This window comes from Acinetobacter guillouiae (assembly GCF_002370525.2).
Taxonomy (GTDB): Bacteria; Pseudomonadota; Gammaproteobacteria; order Pseudomonadales; family Moraxellaceae; genus Acinetobacter; species Acinetobacter guillouiae.
This window is the reverse complement of record NZ_AP014630.1, coordinates 3,842,017-3,863,714: the sequence shown is the minus strand read 5'-3', so window position 1 is coordinate 3,863,714 and position 21,698 is coordinate 3,842,017. Positions and strand designations below refer to the sequence as shown.

Here is a 21,698-nt window from a genome sequence, read left to right as displayed (position 1 = left end):
TATAATGAAAAAAACAGTACTTCTTATTTTAACCAGTTTGGTGAGTTTTCATTTGGCAGCGATGGAGGCTTTAACTGATTCAGATATGCAGCAAGTCGAAGGGCAAGCTGGTGCAGATTTATCTTTAAAATTGGTACTGAATCAAATTAATGCAAGTGATTCATATTACACCACAAATAATGCCTATAAGTTTGATAATGGTACTGGCGGTATTTGTGAGAAATTACAATTTTGCCATTTGGCATTGTCTGTCAATAATCGCTATGTTGATGCAAATGGTTTAGCCAGTAGTACTGAAGGGAATAAACTTTGGGTGGTCTTTAAAGGTGTACAAGGGACAATTAATATTCAGAAATTGGGTTTGGATGGTGTTGATTTGGTCTATAAAAATACCACTGCTATGCAGATGATCAAGCCCGCAATTCAGTTATCTTTTGATGCGAATCAACCGATTCAAATTCGTAATTTTGGCTTCAATTCTCTTTCTATCGAAAAAGATGATTTCACCAGTAAGACCAATCCAGATGGAACAGTTACGGAAAATTCATCGGGTGCAACGGAAGGCCAGTATGGTTATTTAAAAGCCAATAAATATGTAGCAAAACCTCAAACAACGGGTGCTAATGGCTCTACCGCAAATAATTATGATGTGGGTCGAGAAACCGGTTTTATGGGGGTACAAATGAACGGTAATCTTGTTCTGCAGGGCAAGCTGATGATGTTTAGTTGTGATTCTACAATGAATAAGCGTTGCTAAAATAAATCTGAGGGTTTAAGGATGAACATTAAAAAACAACAACATGGAAAAAGATTTATTTTAAATACATTGGCTTTGAGTTTGTTGGCTATACATACACCTGTTTATGCATTACAAGCTTTAGATGATAGCGATTTAAGAAACGTAAATGGACAGGATGGCGTACACATAGAGGCAAGCTTAAAAGAAGCTAATATCAAAACATTGTACTGGACTGATCAGGCAGGTCGCGCAGAAGCAGATGCAACCAGTCAAGCCCTCGTTGCAACTGCAGATACGGTTAAAATACAACAGAGCAATACTTCTACAGATCCATTAAAAGCAGATATCAAGCTTAATATGGGAACTGTTGCGGGCAAAACTGGAGTGAATTTAGATTTATCACTTTCTCCTATGCTGATGACCGTCGATTCATTTCGTGTTTGTGATAGTGATCCAAGTGGAGCACGCTGTAGTGCAAAGTTGGGTAATTTAGCGGTACAAACGGCTTCAAATACCAGTATTGGATTAAAAACAAGCAATGGTCTTTTAAGTAAAACAGATCAAGTTGAGCTAACTTTAGGGCTTCAAAATGCCAACATCTATTTAGGCCAAAGCAGTGCCACAAATCAATTAAACCAACTGATTTTAAAGAATTTTAATTTTAACTTTAAAGGAAAAGGTTTTGCGTTTATCGATGCGGCTGAAGGTTTTAAATTACAAACGAATTCTGGAAGTAATATCGCGGGTGCAAATCAGGCACCAGATACGAATTATGGTTATGTGGACTTAACCCGTGTGGTTGATCCAGCTTCATTAAAGGCGGGTTTTATAAACACAGGCAGTTATGGAAATGGGACTTCCACAACCAATGCGGGTTTAAATCTTGAAATTATGGTGAATAATAAAGGCATCAATCCTACATCGCTTTATGATGTCGATAGCTATAATACGCCAACAGGTGCTAAAGGGCTGATTCGCGTAGGTGCAAGTGGGCGTATGGTGAATGGTTCATTGCAATTTCGTGGTGTACAGAATGCCAGTAGTTTAATTGGTTCTGCTGTTAATTCGAGTGGTGCAGACACTGGAAAAGATATTGTTGGTGGTTCAGGTATCGCATTTCGTATGAAGACGGATTTCACCAAAGAAGGTGACACCATGCTTGCTGGTGGTGGCGATGCAACAACTTTGGAAATTGGTGGTGCTGGATTAAATAGTTACGGTTTTGAGTTTGGTAATTTAACCGGTTTACAAAAGGGAACGCGTGCTTCTTTTGACACAGGAAATGTTTTTTTAAATCTTACCGACTCTAAGCAAGTTACGATACCTGTAAACACAACCTTCCAAAATTCAAGTTTTGGTAATGGTCAGGCTTTAACCAATTTAAGTGATTATAAACAAGATATTTATACGACCCTATCAGCGGGTAATCGTCCTTATGCTGTGGTCGCTTCAATTCGTGGTGGGGAATTCCAATCTATCTCTAGGCGCGGGCGATTTACCACCGCAGCCGGCGTTGCGGCTGGTAATTTATTTACAGAGAGTGGTTTAAATAATCAGTGGGGGTTAGCTTTACCCTTTTATAACTTAAATGCCAATTTAGCGATGTATGGCACAACTGTTGATGCTGATAAAGCCTATTACTATTCAGCAGATGGTACGAAAAGCAGTGTCGCAGCTACAGCGGGTACGCAAACTTCTAGACTCGGTTTTTCTTTAGGTTTAAGTACAGAGGGTGTGGATAAAAGTGGTTCAACTAAGCTTGGCAATAAAACAACCTCGATTTTGGTGATTGATGGTGGTCAGGTAAAAAATGATGCAGGTGTTCCGATTGCCGGTACCTCTAAAGACTATTATTTAGGTTTAAGAAACATCGATATGTTGCTGAAAGGCAATGGCAGTATTGGGGTGGAAAACGGAAGTTTAAATTTAAGTTTAAAAAATATGTTGGTGGTGATGGCGGCTGAAGTTGCGGCAGGTTATTTACCTGGTACAACCTATGCATCATGTGCGGGTGGTATTGCAACAGCAAGCGTCGCTTGTGGCAACAAGGGAGCATCTGATTCCAATAATTTCGCCAAAAGTGATGATGTGTTGTTTGGTCTAAAACTTCGCTTTGGTGGGGATATGGATTTGTCACTTATTCCAAATAGTGAAATTAAAGCGGATGGCACAGGCAATCGTTTAACAGTTGTGGGTGATTTAAAATTAGCAGCTACAAATAACACCATCCAGATTAGTGATCCTGTCAATGGTTCTATACTTGGTTTAGATAATTTGACGGGTGATATTCGCTTTAACAATGCTATTGTGCTCAGTAAAAACTCAACGAGTGGGACTGGTCAGGTTGGATTTAATGCAAGTTTACAATTTAATCCAACACAGTCAGTCGGCGGTGTATTTAGAGCGAGAGATTTAAACTTCTATCCTCCATCTATGAATGGGGCTTTAGTTTCGGGTGCACGCTTAGGTGAAATTGCGTTGACAGGAGGTCGGTTGACCAGTGAATTTAACATTGTTCCTCGGAATTAATGCGTTATTGGTCGGCTAGTGCTTTTATCGTACAGAATTTCTGATTAGACTGTGATGTGGTAGGCAGTATATAAATTTTCCTAAGGATTAGGATAATGAAAAAAAATAGAAACCTAGGATGTATATCATTATTGATACTGAGTCCAATTGCGCTGGCAATGGAACCTATGGATGATCAAAGTCTTTCCCAAACAACGGGGCAAGATGGGATAAATGTTGGTATAAATTTGAGTAAAGTTCAACTCAATCAAATTTCAATTATTGATCGTGACGGGTTAGGCTCAACTGTGAATGATGCAAATAAAGCATCGCTGGTTCTTGCGGGTAAAAGTGCTGGTACGGTTGCTGACCAAACTGTTGATATCACTTTTCTAGGCGCTTCAAATACCCCAACGATGAACATAGTCATGGATACCGATGGGGGCGCTACAGGTGGAGCAAGTGGTAAACCTTTTGCCAATATCGGAATGAGCTTTGCAAGTAATATTACTGGGATTAAAGTTTCTCCATTTGCACTTTACTTGGCTGGAGCGAGTTCATCTTCAGGACCTGCTGGATATCAATCTATTTTTACAGGAACCAGTGAAAAACCCGATGTCATTAAATTTTTAAAACTGAATGATGGTTTTGATATCAACTTTGCTGCAGCCAAACCCACCATTAATTTACAGTTAGGTAATGCACCTCAAGGGCGTATGATTGCTTTTGGTGGGGCAATTCAATCGATTTGTGGTACAGGATCAGGCTGTGCTATTGCACTTTTATCTGATGATAGCGATATTGGTGCAAATTTTAACTTCCAATTAACTGGAACAGATAAGGTTAATGGTTTTTCATTAAACGGTTTCTATGCTGGCGTTGAACCAACAGGTTTTGTCTTTGGTAATACGGGTGAATCGAGTAAGTTTGATCTGGGTATCAATCAGATGATTATGGGAACGAGTGGGGCAAGTGCGGCAGGGACTTTTAATGGTCTGCAAAATGGCTCGATGGGGAACTTTGGGGCAATCGGAACATCAGTTACAGATTTAAAAGTCAAAATTAATGGTCTGTAATGATGGTCTATAAAATACCAAAGCATAAAAAACCCTATAAGTTGTGTGACTTATAGGGTTTAGTTTATTTCAGGGCTTTTTTAATGCGATTGAAAAATTACTTCACTAATTTAGCCAATAACTCATCTTTGCTTAAATTTACAGATTCGGCATCTCTACGACCTTTGTATTCAAAAGTTCCAGCATCTAAGCCTTTTTCACCAATGACAATACGGTGAGGAATACCTGTTAATTCCAAGTCAGAGAATTTAACACCAGGACGCTCATTACGATCATCCAGTAATACATCATAGCCTGCGGCTTGTAATTCAGCATAAAGTGCTTCAGCTGCTTCAAGCGTACGTGGAGATTTTTGCGCATTCATTGGCACAATTGCAACTTCGAAAGGGGCAATTGCAGATGGCCAAATAATACCTTTCTCATCAAAGTTTTGTTCGATCGCGGAAGCAACTACACGGGTTACACCAATTCCATAACAGCCCATTGTCACCACTAATGGTTTGCCGTCATCACCCAAAACTTTACAGCCGAGTGCTTCTGAGTATTTGGTACCCAATTGGAAAATATGACCGACTTCAATACCACGTTTAATTAAAATCGTGCCTTGACCATCTGGAGATGGGTCACCTTCAACCACATTACGTAAGTCAAAAACTTCTGTAAATGTTGCATCACGGTCCCAGTTGATACCAGTGGCATGCTTATCTACTTCATTGGCACCCGCAACAAAATCTGAAAGCACAGAGGCTGCACGGTCAACAATCACAGTTAAGCCTTTCTCAACCAGTCCTTGTGGTCCACAGAATCCCGCAGTTAACCCAAGAGCATTGAGTTGAACATCTGTTGCAAATGTTAAAGGTGCGGCAATCAGTGGATGCTTTTCAGCTTTAATTTCATTGAGCTCATGGTCGCCACGCAGGAATAACGCGATTACAGGAACATGACCCTTTTCATCAGCAATACCTTGTACAAGTAAGGCTTTTACCGATTGCGCTGGATCTGTATTTAAAAATGCAGAAACATCAGCAATGGTTTTTTGATTCGGAGTGTCTACAATTTTTAGATCTTGGCTGGGTGCTGCGCGCTCACCAGTCAATACTGCTTCAGCCATTTCAACATTGGCCGCATAGTCAGATTCGGTCGAGAAAGCGATATCGTCTTCACCACTTGATGCAAGTACGTGAAACTCATGTGAACCTGAACCACCAATCGAACCTGTATCTGCTTGAACAGGGCGGAAATTTAAACCTAAGCGGCTGAAAATTCGGCAATAGGTGTTGTACATAACATCATAAGTTTCTTGTAATGACGCTTGATCGACATGAAAAGAATAAGCATCTTTCATAATAAATTCACGCGAACGCATCACACCAAAACGTGGACGAATTTCATCACGGAACTTAGTTTGAATTTGATAAAAATTCATTGGAAGTTGTTTATAACTTTTTAATTCATTGCGAGCCAAATCCGTAATGACTTCTTCATGTGTCGGACCAAGAACAAAGTCATTGCTATGGCGGTCTTTAAAACGCAACAGCTCTGGGCCATATTGTACATAACGACCAGATTCTTCCCATAGTGAAGCTGGCTGCGTCACGGGCATTAATGTTTCCAAAGAACCTGCACGATTCATTTCCTCACGAACAATCGCTTCAACTTTATTGAGCACACGTACACCCATCGGCAACCAAGTGTATAAACCTGAAGCCAATTTACGGATCATCCCAGCACGTAACATGAGCTGATGTGAAATGACTTCAGCATCGTTTGGGGTTTCTCTTAACGTTGCAAATAAAAAGCGACTCGCGCGCATGGAAACTGTCCTAAAATTTTTAGATTTAAAGGAATGATTATACGATAAAAAAATACGATAAAAAAATAAGCTGAACATTTTTAATGATTGTTTAAATTGAAAACTTTATATTCTTATACTGGCGATACGATCAGAGCTTGGTTTTAACTTGAAATTATCCGATATCGTGAAAGGTTGTTTAAATCATTTATATTGTTTTGTTTAGTTTTTATCAATAATAGAGCCAAGGAATTCCGAATTAAAAGGTGATTATTCAAGTTTTTTAAGGCGGTTAATAATATCATCATAGTAGGTTTGTGTCTTGCGGTAGTTGTCTTGTAGGCTTCCAATATAATTCTTTGTTTTATCTATGTTTTCAGAATTGTATTTGATCCGATCTTTGAGTGTAACAGGAACAGAGTTACCTTTGCGGTAATATTCCATTTCTTGTCTTTTAAGTATAATACGATCACTTTGAAGTTGTTTAAGTGTTTGGTTTTGTAGTGTTATTTGTTGTTTTATATTGCTTAGAAGTTCATTTCTTTTGTTAATAGCGACAGATGAGTTGCCATAGGCACGCTTTAAGCGCGCATCTTGTTCTAATTTACGCATTTCAGATGCGCGTGACGTCGATTGCTGTAAATCTTTTTCGACATTATAAGCATGATTACGTTTGATCACTTGCATGTTGCGATCAAGCGCTTCATAACCATTTTTTATGTGTGCTGGTGTAACCGAGGTGCTGATATTGGCCACCCCATTTTTATCATAATATCGATACCATACCGCTTTAGCCTGAGGCGTATCAGCATAGACCGATAAAGTACAGATGAGTAAGCTGACTGAAAGGGCGGTATTGCATATTTTTTTTGTTTTTGACGCTATATTTTGGTAATAGATTATTCTATCCATTTAAAGTCTACCATCCCCAAAAAATCAATGTAAGTTATATGATTTTGAAACTATCTTTGGTCATTTTATGTGGTTACAAAATTTTAATAAACAATTAACTTCTAAAAAAAAGCAGAATATTTTTTTTTATGTGAGCTTTACTGTGTTTTACTGTTTGAAGTGAGATTTCCGACAAGAAATGTTCATTGATAAAGTGAGTTAATATATGTTAAAAAAACATGATTAATTGTAAAAATAAATCTGTACAGCACAATTCATTCCAAGCTTACGGAAAGGGGCATTAAATGGACGATAAATTTCAAAATCTAAAAGTCATGGTGATCGATGATTCTAAAACCATTCGTCGTACTGCTGAAACATTATTACAAAGAGAAGGTTGTGAAGTTGTCACTGCTGTAGACGGTTTTGAAGCCTTATCTAAAATTGCTGAAGCAAATCCAGATATTGTTTTTGTTGATATCATGATGCCTCGTCTGGATGGCTATCAAACCTGCGCTTTGATTAAAAACTCCCAAAATTATCAAAATATTCCAGTCATCATGTTATCCAGTAAAGATGGCTTATTTGATCAAGCAAAAGGTCGTGTTGTCGGTTCAGATGAATATTTAACAAAACCATTTAGTAAAGATGAACTATTAAATGCTATTCGCAATCATGTGACTGCTTAAATGAACGGTTAATTTGGGGGAAATAATGACAAAAATTTTAATAGTTGATGATTCACCAACAGAAATGTTTAGATTTAAAGAAATTCTAGCTAAGCATGGATTTGAAGTGATTGAAGCAACCAATGGTGCAGATGGTATTACACTGGCGCAAGCTGAATTGCCGGATCTTGTGTTAATGGATGTTGTTATGCCTGGTGTAAATGGTTTCCAAGCGACTCGTCAGATCGCACGTGGTGCAGCCACCAAGCATATTCCAATTGTGATTGTAAGTACTAAAGATCAAGAAACCGACCGCGTTTGGGGAAAACGTCAAGGGGCTTGTGACTACTTAACCAAACCGATTGATGAGAATCAGCTGATCAGTACGATTAAGCAACATCTACAAGCAGGATAATGTATGGCAGCAAATGGATTTATCGAATTACTTCGATTGTCTAAGCGAGGAAATAAAAATTACGCTGACAATGAAAATGAAGTAAACCGATGGTCAGGCATTGCATTTGAAATGATGGGGCAATATTTTGTTGCGCCTTTGGGTGAGGTTTCAGAAGTTATTTATCCGCCAAAATACACACCCGTTCCCAATGTTCAGGGATGGGTGAGAGGTTTAGCGAATATTCGCGGACGGTTATTGTCAGTTTCTGATTTGGCTTTTTATTTAACGGGGCAAAGAAGCCAATTTCTACCTACTCAAAAAGTCTTATGTATTAGTCATAATGACCACTATGTTGGTCTGATCGTAGATCAGGTTTTGGGGATTCAACATTTTAATAAAAAAGGCTTTTTTTCTAAAAACAATCAATTAGAAGAAAACCTTCAAACCTATTGTCAGGGATATTTTCAGCAGCATAATCAGGCTTGGAATATATTCTTGTTTAGTCGTTTGTTAAATGATCCTCAATACATGAATGCATCAGAAAAATTTATAAACTAGCTTTGACGCCTAATGAGAGTTAAGCGAATCGGGAGAAGCTGAATGGGCTTTAAACTAAAGAAGAAAAATACAGGGGATACTGCTCAAAAAAGTAGTTCAGGCGTATTAACCAAAACCAAATCAAAAATTGATGAATTTGCTAAGTTGTTTGGGGAAAGCGACAAATCAAAGCCATTTATTCAAATGGCAATTGCCAGCATCATCGTTGCGATTATTTTGCTTTTGGTTCTATTCTATACAGTTCCTCGAAATAACGACTTAACTCGTAGCTTGGGTGAATTAAAACTTTTATCACAGACCTTATCACGTCAAGCAACTGAAGCCACCGCATCGGGTTCGAAAGACTCAATTGATGCTCTAGTTGCATCGCAAAAGAAATTTAAAGAAAACTTAGATGTCGTCAAAGATATTCATGCGTCTTCAAAACAAGTGGAAGGCGTTGAAAAAACTTGGAAACAAGTTTCTGCTGATATCGACATGATTGCGACACACCAAAAAATCATTAACCAATTATATGACACCAACATTGCTGTTGCGGATGTGATCCCGGGCATGCAGGCGGAATATAACGCAATGGTTGACCAAATGGCACGTGACAACATGTCAAGTACTCAGGTTGTTATCGCGAAAAACCAAGTATTCCTTGCAGAACGTATTTTACGTTCTATTGGTTCAGTATTAAGTGGTTCGGATAATACCCGTGCTTCAGCAGACGACTTTAATGCAGATACTGAAACATTTGGTACGTATTTAAATGCGCAACTCAATGGGAGTGCCGATTTAGGTGTAACACGTATTGATAAACCTGAACTACGTGAGTCTTTAGAAAGTATTAAAGCGGATTACAATGAAATTGTGCAATTGGCATCAACTTCTGTACTAAAGAACTCTGATCAGATTTTTAAAGTACGTCAGGCATCGTCAGACATCTTTGCTCAATCGGATAATTTATTAAAAGGTTTGGATCGACTTTCGGTAAATACTGGTGTGGGTACGATTTTACCTGCATTGATTTTACTTCTTGCTCTCGGCGCATTCTTATTTGCTGTATTTAAACTACTCGGTTTACGTAGTGAGTCAGATAAAGTTCGTGTAACACGTTTACAAGACGAGTATGACCGTAACCAGAATGCGATTTTACGTTTACTTGATGAAATTGCCGATTTGGCAGATGGTGATTTAAGTTCGTATGCAACGGTATCGGAAGACTTCACTGGTGCAATTGCCGATTCGATTAACTTTGCGATTGACCAATTACGTGACCTAGTTTCTCGAATTAATGACACTTCTCAAGAAGTTGCACAATATACGCAGAATACCCAACAGATTACTAACCAGTTGGCTGAAGCTTCTGAGCATCAGGCGCAAGAGATTGCAGGGGCATCAACAGCGATTAATGAAATTGCACAGTCAATTGACCACGTATCTGCAAATGCTGCTGAATCAGCAGAGGTAGCACAGCGTTCCGTACAAATTGCATCAAATGGTGCAGATGTAGTAAACCGTTCAATCGAAGGTATGGATACGATTCGTGAGCAGATTCAAGAAACTTCTAAACGTATTAAACGTTTGGGTGAGTCTTCTCAAGAGATTGGTAACATTGTATCGCTGATTAATGATATTGCTGACCAAACCAACATCTTGGCATTAAACGCAGCAATTCAGGCATCTATGGCCGGTGAAGCGGGTCGTGGTTTCGCCGTGGTTGCGGACGAGGTACAGCGACTTGCTGAACGTTCAGCATCTGCAACTAAACAGATTGAAACACTGGTTAAAACCATTCAGACCGATACCAACGAAGCCGTAATTTCAATGGAACAAACCACCTCGGAAGTTGTGCGTGGTGCGAACCTTGCAAAAGATGCGGGTGTCGCCTTGGGTGAGATTCAAACAGTATCAAGTAACTTGGCTGGTTTGATTGAAAGTATTTCTGAGTCGGCGAAATTGCAGTCTGCTTCAGCAGGCCATATTGCAAATACGATGAATGTCGTACAAGAAATTACTTCACAAACCACTGGTGCAACATTTGATACAGCCCGTTCGGTTTCTGAGTTGGCAAGTATGGCGGATTCATTACGTCAATCAGTTTCAGACTTTAAACTACCTGACTAAAACGATTGATACTTTATATATGTGCAATATCGACTGTAACAAGTGGCTATTGCACAGAATGGAACGCCTTCTAAAGCCATTCAGCTTGACTGTATTTTGAAAGGTTTTAGTCCCAAAGACGGGAACTAACATAGAAGCCTGAGCTATGAAAGAAATATTAAAACATTTAGTGGAACACGTTACTTTACCTGAAGATGCGTATCTTGGTCAGGATGAGGAAATTTTAGAAATTTTTGTAGAAGAACTTGAAGAAATTTTTGAACAGCTACAAACCTCTCTTGATCGATGGCAACTCGAAGAGTTTAAAGATACCGAATTGGTCAATATTCGCCGTTATTTTCATACGCTTAAGGGGTCTGGGCGTATGGTGGGGGCTAAACGTTCTGGTGAACTTGCTTGGACTGTTGAAGATACATTAAATCGTATTATTACGAAAAATCTGGAACTTACTTCCGAGATTCAACACTATGTAAGTGCAGTATTTAATATTTATAAGTTCAAACTCTACTCAGAGTTTTTAAATCGAAAACCGCATCATTTAGATTTAGCACCTTTGGTGTATTTGGGGCAACAGCTACAACAGAAACAAAGCTTAGAACCTGCTTTAGACGAGTTATTGGCATTATCAAATACACTGGATAATGAAAATGTCATTACTGGTTTGGAGATTGGTGAAGATACTGCAACAGTAGCAGTAACCTCAGTGACCACTCCGCATGTGGTTGATCTCGTTGCAGATAGCTCTACAAATACGACTGAAGAAGAAGTGGCAGTTGAATCGACTGTTGCAGATGATAGTTTAACCTCTGAAACCTTGGAAATCTTTGTTGAAGAGTCAGAGGAGCATCTGGCGGCAATTAAAGAATTTTTGCACTTAGAAGAACATACGCCTGATCAATATAATCGCTTGATTCGTGCCTTGCATACTTTGCGTGGCAGTTCTTCAATGGCGCATGTCAATGAGGTCTTTGAAGCAAGTGGTAAGGTCGAGCATTTATTTAAAGTATTGGTTCAAGAAGATACCGAGTCCTCAAAAAATGAAAATGCGCTACTGACTTACTATGCTGAATTTGTCAGTGATTATCTCTATGTTTTAAAGCTGAAAGGTAATCAAGCTGTTGAGCTACAAACCATTTATCAAAAATTTAATGATGCTTGGGAACGCTACGATTTCCAACACCAATATCAACATTCACAAACGGGTTTAGTCACACAATTGGTTGATCTTGAGATCGATCTATTACTTGATGCCGAGTTTGAGTTTGATAAGCGCGCCCAAGTTGAATATCCAGCATATTTCCAACAACTGGCTCAACAAGCGCAGATGTTGATAGATCATACCAATAATCGTGCTGCACAAGGCATTCATGATTTTAGTCTTGCTTTAAAAGATGGTTATGAACAAGTTATTCGCAAGCCAGATTTATTAAATACTGATTATGCTTTTGAAATGTTTTCTAAGGCCCATCAGGAATTTATTCATTTATTCGATACTTTGGCCTCAGGACAAAGAGTCAGCCTAAATGAATCAACACAAGCGATTTTGGCTGAGTTACATGACTATTTACATCAAGAAATAGACACTGGTGTTGCTGGTCAAATTGTTGAAACAAGGACTGCGCTAGATACTGAACAGCAGCCAGATACAGTCTCAATGGCAGCGAACCCTGTTGAATCAGTAGGGAACTATGTACTGACGCAAATTAATCTGGATAAACAGAATATTGACTCAGAACATAGTCAACGTGAATTTGATGCTGATGTTCTCGATATTTTTATTGAAGAAGCCGACGAATTGTTGGTTGGAATGGACCATGACTTAAATACTTGGTCAAGCCATCCTGATGACACAACCGCATTAAACAATTTGATGCGTTATTTGCATACCTTAAAAGGTGGTGCAAATATGGTGCAAGCCACCCATATTGGTTTGATTGCGCACGAGTTGGAAACCATTTATGAACGCGTGATTAAAGGTCAACTCAAAGCAGAACCACACATTATTCAAGCGATTCGTTTAATTCAAGATGATGTGGCAGATCGTATTCAATTGATCCGTGAAAAATCAATTGATTATCCAGCTACTCATATTCTCAGTGTTTTACACAATATTGATCAGCAAGGTCCGATTGAAGCTGTTCAAGCATCAACTGCGGTTGAGCCACAATTTAGTCATGATGCAGTAGATTTGCATGAACTTGAATATGTTGCAGATGATATCATTTTAGCGATTGATCAAACTCCAGAACTGCTTGAAACTGAACCGTTGGATCAAGATCAACAACCTGCAATTGATGATGCTCAATTGTTTATAGATGCAAATCAAGATGCAGGTTTAGATCCTGTTGAAGTTGTTGCTCGAGAAACCTTTATTGAAGAAGCACGAGAGCTGATTGATGATGGTTTGAGCATTTTATCTCAATGGTTTGATCAGCGTAGCAACCGTAGTTTCCTACTCCAATTACAACGTATTGCACACAGCTTAAAAGGCGGTGCAAAAATGGTGAAATTGGAAGAAGTGGCTGATATTGCATATGAATTAGAAAATGCATTTGAGCAATTTGGTTTACATAATTTTAACTCGAATGTTTATGATGGTTTATTGGAAAAAACCTTTCATTGGCTAGATGCTGCAATCTTTAAACATCACTATGATAATTTTGAAGGCTTAAAATCGAGCCTACATAGTATTGAATATGTTGATGTATCCGCACAGCTTCCAGAAAAACTATCTCGAACAAACTTAATCTTTGAGCAATCGATCAGTGAGTTTGTTCAGGGGGATGGTACAGAGCCACCGTCAATGTTGGGTGAATGGGATCTGTCACAAAAAACTGAATCCAATAATGAGATGATTCGTATCTCTGCGGATTTGGTTGAAAAAATGATTGACCTTTCTGGTGAAAACGCGATCAACCGTTCACGTATTGAGATGGATTTGGGCCAGTTAGGGAATACCCTGACTGATATGGAGTTGGCTATTCAACGTTTGGCAGATCAGCTACGCCGTATGGAAGGTGAGTTAGAAAGCCAAATCATTGCAAAACATGGCGATTTAAGCGCTCGCTATGCTGATTTCGACCCTTTAGAAATGGACCAATATTCATCTCTAAACCAGTTATCAAAATCGTTGGCTGAATCGGCATCTGACTTGGTTGATTTTAAAACCACGTTGGCTGAAAAGATTCGTGATACTGAAGGTTTATTACTTCAGCAATCTCGTATTCAAGCTGAAATTCAGGAAAGCTTGATGCGTACTCGTCTAGTACCATTCTCAAGACTGTTACCTCGATTACAGCGCTTGGTTCGCCAGACCTCTTCAACCGTGAATAAACCCACTGAACTTTTAGTCAATAATACTGAAGGGGAGTTGGATCGTAATATTCTGGAAAAATTAGTTTCACCGTTAGAGCATATGTTGCGTAATGCGATTGACCACGGGATTGAAGATGCGGAACAGCGTCAGAAGTCGGGCAAAGCGTTGACTGGTCGAATTGATTTGAATATTAGCCGTCAAGGTACAGATGTACTTGTATCGTTTAAAGATGATGGTAAAGGAATTGATCCAAAAGTTATTCGTGATAAAGCAATCGAAAAAGGTTTAATCAAAACGGATCAACAGTTAGAGCCTGAGGAAATCCTACAGTTTATTTTCCATCCAGGTTTTAGTACAGCGCAACAAGTGACACAAATCTCTGGTCGTGGTGTTGGCTTGGATGTTGTACAAAGTGAAATTAAATCACTTGGTGGACAAGTGAGTGTCAGTTCTGAGTTGGGGCATGGTTCAACCTTTACGATTACTGTACCTACAACAGTTGCGGTCAGCGATGCCTTGATGGTGAAAGTGGGTGATCAGCAATTTGCAGTTCCATTATCGCAAATTGATCGTATTGTTCGAATTTCCCCAGCCGCTTTGGAAGAATATTTTGAAACTCAAAATGACTATTTTGATATCGATTTCCAAAGCTATAAGCTACGTTATTTGGGGGAGTTTACCTCGAATCAAGTCACTCCACGGTTACATGGGCTTGCACATTCATTGCCAGTGTTGTTGATCAAGGGAAGCTTGGGGCAATCGATTGCCATTCTGGTTGATCAGTTAATTGGTTCACGTTCACAAATTGTGGTTAAACCGATTGGTAAGCAGTTTGCTACCATCAATGCAATTGCGGGTGCAACTATTCTGGGTGATGGTCAGGTGTGTTTGATTCTGGATGGGCAAAATATTGCACGACAAGTTCAAGCATCTACTCGTGGTAGTGCTGAACATCTTCAACATGATAAACAACGTCATCGAGATCAACGCCGTTTGATTATGATTGTGGATGACTCAGTTACCGTTCGTAAGGTCACTTCACGCTTGCTTGAACGCCAAGGTTTCGATGTAATTACTGCGAAAGATGGTGTGGATGCGATTGAGCAACTTGAAAATGTCAAACCAGACTTGATGTTACTGGATATTGAAATGCCACGAATGGATGGTTTTGAAGTCACCAACTTGGTTCGCCATCACGAAATTCACCGCGATTTGCCAATCATCATGATTACGTCAAGAACAGGTGAAAAACATCGTGAACGGGCATTTAGCTTAGGTGTGACAAATTATATGGGTAAACCATTCCAAGAAGCTGATTTATTGGAAAATATTGAAGCTTTGTTGACGGTTAAATAGGAACGCTCATGACAAAGAGTATTGAAAAATCTGCAATTGATAAAATTAGCACACGGGAATTACAGCATTTAATTACGGTGTCTACTGGGTTTATTGATGCATATATTATTGATTGTTATGATAAAGCACCAATGTTATTACCCCAAAATGTGGTGCTTTCTGCTCAGAATAGTCCAACCTATGTCAATGTCGTGGAATGGCATGAAAAGAAGTTGCCGACATTTAGTGTCAGTGATCCTAAAAAGACCCTGGGTGTCGCACTGATCATTGAAGGGGAAGATGCAGACGAGCGTTTTGCCTTGATGTGCAATGAAATGCCAAGTTCGATACGGCTACGGATTTCAGAAGTGGTCGACGCAGAGGATAGCATCAAAGATAAGACGATTTTACAATATGTGAAAATTGGCGATAAGACTTATCATGTGCCGGATTTGGATCAAATCCAGTTACAGATTGGGATAAAGAAGACTTGATCTGTAATGCTTTCAAAACTTATCTGTAAAAAAGGACGCAAATGCGTCCTTTTTTACTCAGTGAAAATCGCTCAACTTAAGCGAGTAATTCGACTAAGATTTGTTCGTAGATTTCAGCCAAAGGCTCTAATTCAGCAATATTCACATGCTCATTAATTTGATGAATCGTTGCGTTTAAAACACCTAACTCAAGCACTTGAGCGCCTGTCGGAGCAATAAAACGACCATCAGAAGTCCCACCACTGGTTGAAAGTTCGGTCTCTGTTCCTGTCACATTTTTAATTGCAGTTCGTGCAGCATTGACCAATTCACCGACTGGGGTTAAGAAGGGCAAACCTGATAACGTCCACTCAATATCATAATCAACATGATGACGATCTAAAATCTCAAGAACACGTAATTTGAGTTGATCTGCAGTTACTTCAGTTGAGTAACGGAAGTTAAAGGTAACGGTCATCGTACCGGGTACAACATTGGTTGCGCCTGTACCTGCCTGAATATTGGAAACTTGGAATGAAGTCGCAGGGAAGTATTCATTGCCATTGTCCCATACCGTATCACAGAGTTCAGCTAAAGCTTTTGACGCGGTATGAATGGGGTTGATGGCTAAATGTGGGTAGGCAACATGGCCTTGTTTCCCTTTTACTGTTAACACTGCATTTAATGAACCACGACGGCCATTTTTTACGATATCGCCCAGTGTATCAGTACTTGAAGGCTCACCGACAAGGCACCATGTCATTTTTTCATTACGTGCTTCTAAGGTTTCGACAACTTTAACCGTACCATTGATAGAAGGGCCTTCTTCATCAGAGGTGATTAAAAAAGCAATAGAACCTTTATGGTCCGGATGATTCTTTACAAAACGTTCAGATGCAACCACCATTGCAGCCAATGCTGTTTTCATATCAGCACTGCCACGACCATAGAGTTTGCCATCACGAATTTCAGGTAGGAATGGATCAGACTCCCATGCATCAAGATGACCTGTAGGCACAACATCGGTATGACCTGCAAAACAGAAAACTGGAGATGCCGTTCCGCGTCTTGCCCAAAGATTATCAACATCTTCAAAACGCATATTTTCAATATTAAAGCCAATAGCAGACAGACGATCTGCCATGATGGTTTGACAGGTATGGTCTATAGGTGTCACAGAAGGCTGGCGAAGAAGTTGTAAACTTAGTTCTAAGGTATCCGAATGATTCATGGACATTGATCAAGTAAGTAAATTGAACAATATAATAGAGGAAGATAAAACCGAATGAAAACCTTAAAGCTTGAGAAAGGATAAAACTATTTAAATTGGCATTAAAAAAGCCTTATCTATTGAGATAAGGCTTATGTTGTAGAATGAAGTTGATACTTACAATTTATTTTCAACTTTTTCTGCAGAATTCGTAACAGCATCCCCCGCTTTAGATACATCCTTACCAACACCTTTAAATGTGTTGCAACCAGCTAAAACAAAAGCGAATAACATTGAAACTGCTAAAATTTTTTTCATTACTATCTCCGTGTTTCACGCGTTAATTAGAATTTTAGTATACGAGCATCGGGTTAATATATCGTTATGTTTTTATGAGTGGATTGGTAAATCCATGTATAAGAAACGTGAATAATTAAGCATTTATGTCAAAGAAAAGCGCTAGAGGAGCTTGGCGGTACATATAAAATTGCAGGCTATTTTTATCATGATATAAACCATTACACCAAAATTGGGCAGCAGCTGAGCTTTGTTTTAGATCTGGGCAAATCCATTCATGCCGTTGTAGACGGTAAAAATCTTTTGCAATGTGATGTCCCCATTGACCCAATCGACGTTGCGTGTTGATCCATGAGGGCGGTGCAACATCGTCTTTATTGTCAGGCAGATAAAGCTGTCCTTTCATCACAGCCAGTTTCTTTTCAATTTTAAGATCTAAAGCCTCGGTAAATTGAAATTGTTTTTCTGAGAAATGATTCAGTTTTCGTAAAAGGGTGTCGCTACGATTTAGACCATACCAATGCTTTAAGTGTAAGTTTGATTCGCCTAAATAGTATTTTAAAGCAATTTCCCAATGCTCAATCTGATTTGTGGCCTGATTACGAACAAGGAAATCAATTTCGCCTAATGTATTCTTTGCTTCAATGATTTGGATGCTATGCTGAATCAGTTGATAGTGTTGATTGGCTTTATCTTGTAACCAGAACCAAAATAAATATTCAAAACGTAAGCCTAAACGTGTGCTTTTAAGCTGTTGTACAAATTCAATGAGTGGGGTGGGGTTATGATCGAGTTGATCTAAGCGCGTTTGAAAATCTATATATTGTTGCTGCCAAAACGCCGTGTTGTGTATTTCAAAATGATTTTTAATTTCTAATTCATCAGGCAGATGTTGAATAATATTGGGGCTGGCAATGCAAAAAGCCAATTGACGAACAATAGGATGTTTGTACTTTAACCAAGGTTCAAAGTAGTCTGTCATTGTATGTTGTCCTAAACTGAGGACTCACTCAGTTTATTTTCAAGAAAAGGTCTTTAGCGTGTTGAGATTCAAGCAAATAAGTGGATAAACATGCAAGCGCAATTTTGACTGTATTGGAAATGATGAACATCATGATTTTAAAATACAATGATTTCAATTGATTTAAAATATACTGGCAAAATCATTTGGACGCTATACTAGTCGTATGGACAGATTGAGTTAATCTATGAAAGTTTTGTTTTGGCGAACATTGGTGATTGTTTTTATTGTGCTCGGGTTTATTGGGGCAATATTACCAGGAATGCCAACGACAGTTTTTCTGATTTTAGCGGCTTGGGCGGCATCAAAAGGTTGGCCACAGGTTGATGCTTGGTTACTCAATCATCCAAAATATGGTGCAACGCTTCGTGCTTGGCGTGAAAATGGTACTGTGCCACGTAAAGCAAAGTGGATTGCCAGTATAATGATGTTGATCAGTGGGGTGATGATGTTATTCACCAATGCGCCACTGGCTGTGAAGATTTTTACCGATGTGACCATGTTGATTGTGGCTATCTGGCTTTGGTTGCGCCCTGAACCAAAACCTATTGTAAAAAATCTGAATGAAATGGATAAATCTGAATAGCCTTTATTTGATATTTAGCACCGAATATTTTATTAAGTTTATAGCAAATAGATAATAGGGTTAGAATATTGATTAAATGATCTACTCAATTTAATTAAAATATGGGTTTGAATATTTTATAAATAGATAAATAATAAACAAAAAACACCAATTTAAACTAAAATGATCTATTTTTTAATCACTCAAACCTAAAATAGGTAAAACATGGAGAAAAGCGTTTGACACTCAGTAAAGATTCTCTATAATGCACCTCACAAACGATGAAGTCGTTAGGGCGCTTAGCTCAGTTGGTAGAGCGTCTGCCTTACAAGCAGAATGTCGGCGGTTCGATCCCGTCAGCGCCCACCAAGCTTTAACGTTGAATTTTTAGTGCAGCGGTAGTTCAGTTGGTTAGAATATCGGCCTGTCACGCCGAGGGTCGCGGGTTCGAGTCCCGTCCGCTGCGCCACTTAAATTCAATCATCGTATGTATAGCAATTCATTTGTTAAAGTGCAGCGGTAGTTCAGTTGGTTAGAATATCGGCCTGTCACGCCGAGGGTCGCGGGTTCGAGTCCCGTCCGCTGCGCCACTTTAGAATGATTTTGCAGTGACATGTAATACTGAATTAGAGTCTAAATAGTTTTTTATTTATTCTAGTTTAGGGCGCTTAGCTCAGTTGGTAGAGCGTCTGCCTTACAAGCAGAATGTCGGCGGTTCGATCCCGTCAGCGCCCACCATATACAATGCAGCGGTAGTTCAGTTGGTTAGAATATCGGCCTGTCACGCCGAGGGTCGCGGGTTCGAGTCCCGTCCGCTGCGCCATTTATCTTATTTCCTGAGATCAAGATATTTGGATGTATAAGAATTTGAAAGGGAATATGGTTTTCTTTTATGTTCTGATAAAGTAATATTGTGATGATCCTCACTCAGGGCGCTTAGCTCAGTTGGTAGAGCGTCTGCCTTACAAGCAGAATGTCGGCGGTTCGATCCCGTCAGCGCCCACCATATACAACGCAGCGGTAGTTCAGTTGGTTAGAATATCGGCCTGTCACGCCGAGGGTCGCGGGTTCGAGTCCCGTCCGCTGCGCCATTTATCTTATTTCCTGAGATCAAGATATTTGGAATAGTAAGAATTTGAAGTTTTTTGATTTTTAAAGATCAAACATTATAGACTTCATATCGCTTACTCCCCCATCTTTAGGATAGAACTTAAGATTAAATCATCGATTTTCTTATAGGTTCAAACAGAGTAAACAACTTTGTTTATCCACACTCAGGGCGCTTAGCTCAGTTGGTAGAGCGTCTGCCTTACAAGCAGAATGTCGGCGGTTCGATCCCGTCAGCGCCCACCACATTTTCCAATCTAGTTATTTGTTTAGAACTTCTGTATAATATATAAGCATAAGTATTTTAAAAATAAATTTTCTATGCGAAATCCATATCAACGTAAAGCTGCGTCTTCAACTCAAAAAAACTCAGTCCAAACTCTAGACCAATACAAACATTTTGTCGAAATGATTGTTTCACAAACCAAGGTTTTTGTTCTTTATGATGATGGCTGGGCTTTGTCCGCATCACCGACAGGGCAACAGTCTTTAGCTGTTTGGCAAAGTAAAAATTTGGCACAACTTCTGATTAAAGATAACTGGAGCCGTTATGAAGTACAAGAAGTTGAACTCATTGTTTTTATTGAACAGATGATTCCTTTTATCAAACAAAATAATACTGCAATTTCTATAAATTTAACCCCTGAAGGGCGGAATATTTTAGTTTCGACAAATAAATTTTTACTCGATATCAAAAATTATTTATATCAGATGTATACGACTCAACCTGAGTTATTTCAAAACAATAAACGCTTACCCTTACCACGTAAAATTCGCTTACATCAGTAACGCTGTACAAACAATGATATGGCTTTCTGTGCCTTAATATTCACCGAGCACCCAACCGCTAATATAAGCAAAATACTCTCTTAACCATGCGTTATAGCGTGTCGTGAGTGGAGTTTCAGTACCTACAGTAATAAAGTTATGATAGCCTTGCTTTCTGGCGATTGCTGCGGCACGTAAGGTGTGAAAATCACTGGTCACAATCGCAATTTTAGAGTCTAAAGTTAAACCATGCGCTTTTAAAATCGCTTGGCTATTTTTTAGATTTAAGTCAGTACTGGTACTTTTATTTTCTTGTAGGATTCTACTGGCCTGGATTTGCATATGCTCTTGTAAATATTGCGACATAATTTCTGCTTCAGGTTTTTTTTCACCAAAATCTAAACCACCACTGACAATGATTAAAGCTTGTGATTGTTGTTTTGCAATTTCACCAGCTTGATCTAAACGTTTTGCCAGGGTCGGTGAGGCTTTCCCTTGGGTAATGCCACTGCCTAAAACAATAATTGCTTGTAGATTATTTTCTGCTGTATTTTGTTGGGATTTTAAGTGGATATAACCAAAGAAGCCGATTAAGCTGACTGACCAAAGTGTAAATAGAACCCATCCTAAGCGCCAGATTTTCTTTAACTTTAAGTGTTGGGCCAAATACTGCTGAATGTGTTGGCTCCATAGCGCTGTACTGATAAAGACTAAGCCAATCAGCAAAGGGAGTATTGTTCCTAAGTGGATTTTTTTATATAAAATTAAAATAAATCCATCGAGGAATAAGACAAATCCCAGCAAAAAAAAGACAATGCGGAAGAGTTTATTGTTATACATGGGTGAAAACAAATCATTAAAAATT

The 21,698-nt window shown here is 39.0% G+C and carries 17 protein-coding genes and 8 tRNA genes; 19 read left to right on the top strand and 6 right to left on the bottom strand.

Annotated features, from left to right (window positions below):
* Positions 1–4 precede the first annotated feature (4 nt).
* The 3 genes from AS4_RS17905 (at position 5) to AS4_RS17895 (ending at position 4,323) form a co-directional block, all read left to right on the top strand.
* Positions 5–757, top strand: coding sequence for a DUF6160 family protein (locus AS4_RS17905; protein WP_004817710.1), 753 nt, complete (start codon positions 5–7; stop codon positions 755–757).
* Positions 758–778: 21 nt separating this feature from the next.
* A complete protein-coding gene (locus AS4_RS17900; RefSeq protein ID WP_096735065.1) occupies positions 779–3,268 on the top strand; it encodes a DUF6160 family protein in 2,490 nt (829 codons plus the stop codon).
* A gap of 95 nt (positions 3,269–3,363) precedes the next feature.
* Positions 3,364–4,323: a DUF6160 family protein gene (locus AS4_RS17895; RefSeq protein WP_096735064.1), complete on the top strand. Its 960-nt coding sequence runs from the start codon at positions 3,364–3,366 to the stop codon at positions 4,321–4,323.
* A gap of 97 nt (positions 4,324–4,420) precedes the next feature.
* Here the strand turns inward: AS4_RS17895 and AS4_RS17890 are convergent, their stop codons facing one another.
* Both AS4_RS17890 and AS4_RS17885 read right to left on the bottom strand, forming a co-directional pair.
* Entirely contained in the window at positions 4,421–6,136 is a 1,716-nt protein-coding gene (locus tag AS4_RS17890) for a proline--tRNA ligase (protein WP_096735063.1), read from the bottom strand.
* A gap of 249 nt (positions 6,137–6,385) precedes the next feature.
* Entirely contained in the window at positions 6,386–7,027 is a 642-nt protein-coding gene (locus tag AS4_RS17885; RefSeq protein ID WP_096735062.1) for a hypothetical protein, read from the bottom strand.
* Positions 7,028–7,311: 284 nt separating this feature from the next.
* Here AS4_RS17885 and pilG point away from each other — a divergent pair, with 284 nt between their 5' ends.
* The 6 genes from pilG (at position 7,312) to AS4_RS17855 (ending at position 15,886) form a co-directional block, all read left to right on the top strand.
* The gene (gene pilG / locus AS4_RS17880; RefSeq protein ID WP_004723803.1) at positions 7,312–7,695 is read left to right on the top strand and encodes a twitching motility response regulator PilG; all 384 of its coding nucleotides are present in this window, start codon (positions 7,312–7,314) and stop codon (positions 7,693–7,695) included.
* A 25-nt stretch (positions 7,696–7,720) separates the two neighbouring features.
* Positions 7,721–8,089: a response regulator gene (locus AS4_RS17875; protein ID WP_004723801.1), complete on the top strand. Its 369-nt coding sequence runs from the start codon at positions 7,721–7,723 to the stop codon at positions 8,087–8,089.
* A 3-nt stretch (positions 8,090–8,092) separates the two neighbouring features.
* Positions 8,093–8,629 carry a chemotaxis protein CheW gene (locus AS4_RS17870; RefSeq protein WP_004723799.1) on the top strand — a complete coding sequence of 179 codons (537 nt, stop codon included), beginning with the start codon at positions 8,093–8,095 and terminating at the stop codon, positions 8,627–8,629.
* A 42-nt stretch (positions 8,630–8,671) separates the two neighbouring features.
* A complete protein-coding gene (locus tag AS4_RS17865) occupies positions 8,672–10,741 on the top strand; it encodes a methyl-accepting chemotaxis protein (RefSeq protein ID WP_004817697.1) in 2,070 nt (689 codons plus the stop codon).
* Between the two features lie 145 nt (positions 10,742–10,886).
* The gene (locus AS4_RS17860; RefSeq protein WP_096735061.1) at positions 10,887–15,413 is read left to right on the top strand and encodes a hybrid sensor histidine kinase/response regulator; all 4,527 of its coding nucleotides are present in this window, start codon (positions 10,887–10,889) and stop codon (positions 15,411–15,413) included.
* A gap of 8 nt (positions 15,414–15,421) precedes the next feature.
* Positions 15,422–15,886 (top strand): hypothetical protein, encoded by a 465-nt coding sequence (locus AS4_RS17855; RefSeq protein ID WP_096735060.1) that lies wholly within the window; start codon positions 15,422–15,424, stop codon positions 15,884–15,886.
* A gap of 76 nt (positions 15,887–15,962) precedes the next feature.
* Here the strand turns inward: AS4_RS17855 and dapE are convergent, their stop codons facing one another.
* The 3 genes from dapE to AS4_RS17840 form a co-directional block, all read right to left on the bottom strand.
* Positions 15,963–17,096, bottom strand: a complete 1,134-nt coding sequence (gene dapE, locus AS4_RS17850) for a succinyl-diaminopimelate desuccinylase (protein ID WP_096735059.1) — start codon at positions 17,094–17,096, stop codon at positions 15,963–15,965.
* 156 nt (positions 17,097–17,252) lie between these two features.
* Positions 17,253–17,393 carry an entericidin A/B family lipoprotein gene (locus AS4_RS17845; protein WP_004723791.1) on the bottom strand — a complete coding sequence of 47 codons (141 nt, stop codon included), beginning with the start codon at positions 17,391–17,393 and terminating at the stop codon, positions 17,253–17,255.
* Between the two features lie 115 nt (positions 17,394–17,508).
* The gene (locus AS4_RS17840; protein ID WP_096735058.1) at positions 17,509–18,354 is read right to left on the bottom strand and encodes a DUF1853 family protein; all 846 of its coding nucleotides are present in this window, start codon (positions 18,352–18,354) and stop codon (positions 17,509–17,511) included.
* A gap of 226 nt (positions 18,355–18,580) precedes the next feature.
* On the opposite strand from AS4_RS17840, the gene AS4_RS17835 reads away from it, so the two are divergent.
* From AS4_RS17835 to AS4_RS17790, 10 genes are all read left to right on the top strand, one after another.
* Positions 18,581–18,979 carry a YbaN family protein gene (locus tag AS4_RS17835; protein ID WP_096735057.1) on the top strand — a complete coding sequence of 133 codons (399 nt, stop codon included), beginning with the start codon at positions 18,581–18,583 and terminating at the stop codon, positions 18,977–18,979.
* 272 nt (positions 18,980–19,251) lie between these two features.
* Positions 19,252–19,327, top strand: a tRNA-Val gene (locus tag AS4_RS17830).
* A gap of 23 nt (positions 19,328–19,350) precedes the next feature.
* Positions 19,351–19,427, top strand: a tRNA-Asp gene (locus AS4_RS17825).
* Between the two features lie 44 nt (positions 19,428–19,471).
* Positions 19,472–19,548 (top strand) — tRNA-Asp (locus tag AS4_RS17820).
* Positions 19,549–19,620: 72 nt separating this feature from the next.
* Positions 19,621–19,696 (top strand) — tRNA-Val (locus AS4_RS17815).
* Positions 19,697–19,704: 8 nt separating this feature from the next.
* Positions 19,705–19,781 (top strand) — tRNA-Asp (locus tag AS4_RS17810).
* Positions 19,782–19,888: 107 nt separating this feature from the next.
* Positions 19,889–19,964, top strand: a tRNA-Val gene (locus tag AS4_RS17805).
* Between the two features lie 8 nt (positions 19,965–19,972).
* Positions 19,973–20,049, top strand: a tRNA-Asp gene (locus tag AS4_RS17800).
* Positions 20,050–20,235: 186 nt separating this feature from the next.
* A tRNA-Val gene (locus AS4_RS17795) sits at positions 20,236–20,311 on the top strand.
* A 75-nt stretch (positions 20,312–20,386) separates the two neighbouring features.
* Positions 20,387–20,854: a DUF2750 domain-containing protein gene (locus tag AS4_RS17790; RefSeq protein ID WP_096735056.1), complete on the top strand. Its 468-nt coding sequence runs from the start codon at positions 20,387–20,389 to the stop codon at positions 20,852–20,854.
* A 33-nt stretch (positions 20,855–20,887) separates the two neighbouring features.
* Here the strand turns inward: AS4_RS17790 and AS4_RS17785 are convergent, their stop codons facing one another.
* Positions 20,888–21,673 carry a YdcF family protein gene (locus tag AS4_RS17785; RefSeq protein ID WP_096735055.1) on the bottom strand — a complete coding sequence of 262 codons (786 nt, stop codon included), beginning with the start codon at positions 21,671–21,673 and terminating at the stop codon, positions 20,888–20,890.
* Between the last annotated feature and the right edge of the window lie 25 nt (positions 21,674–21,698).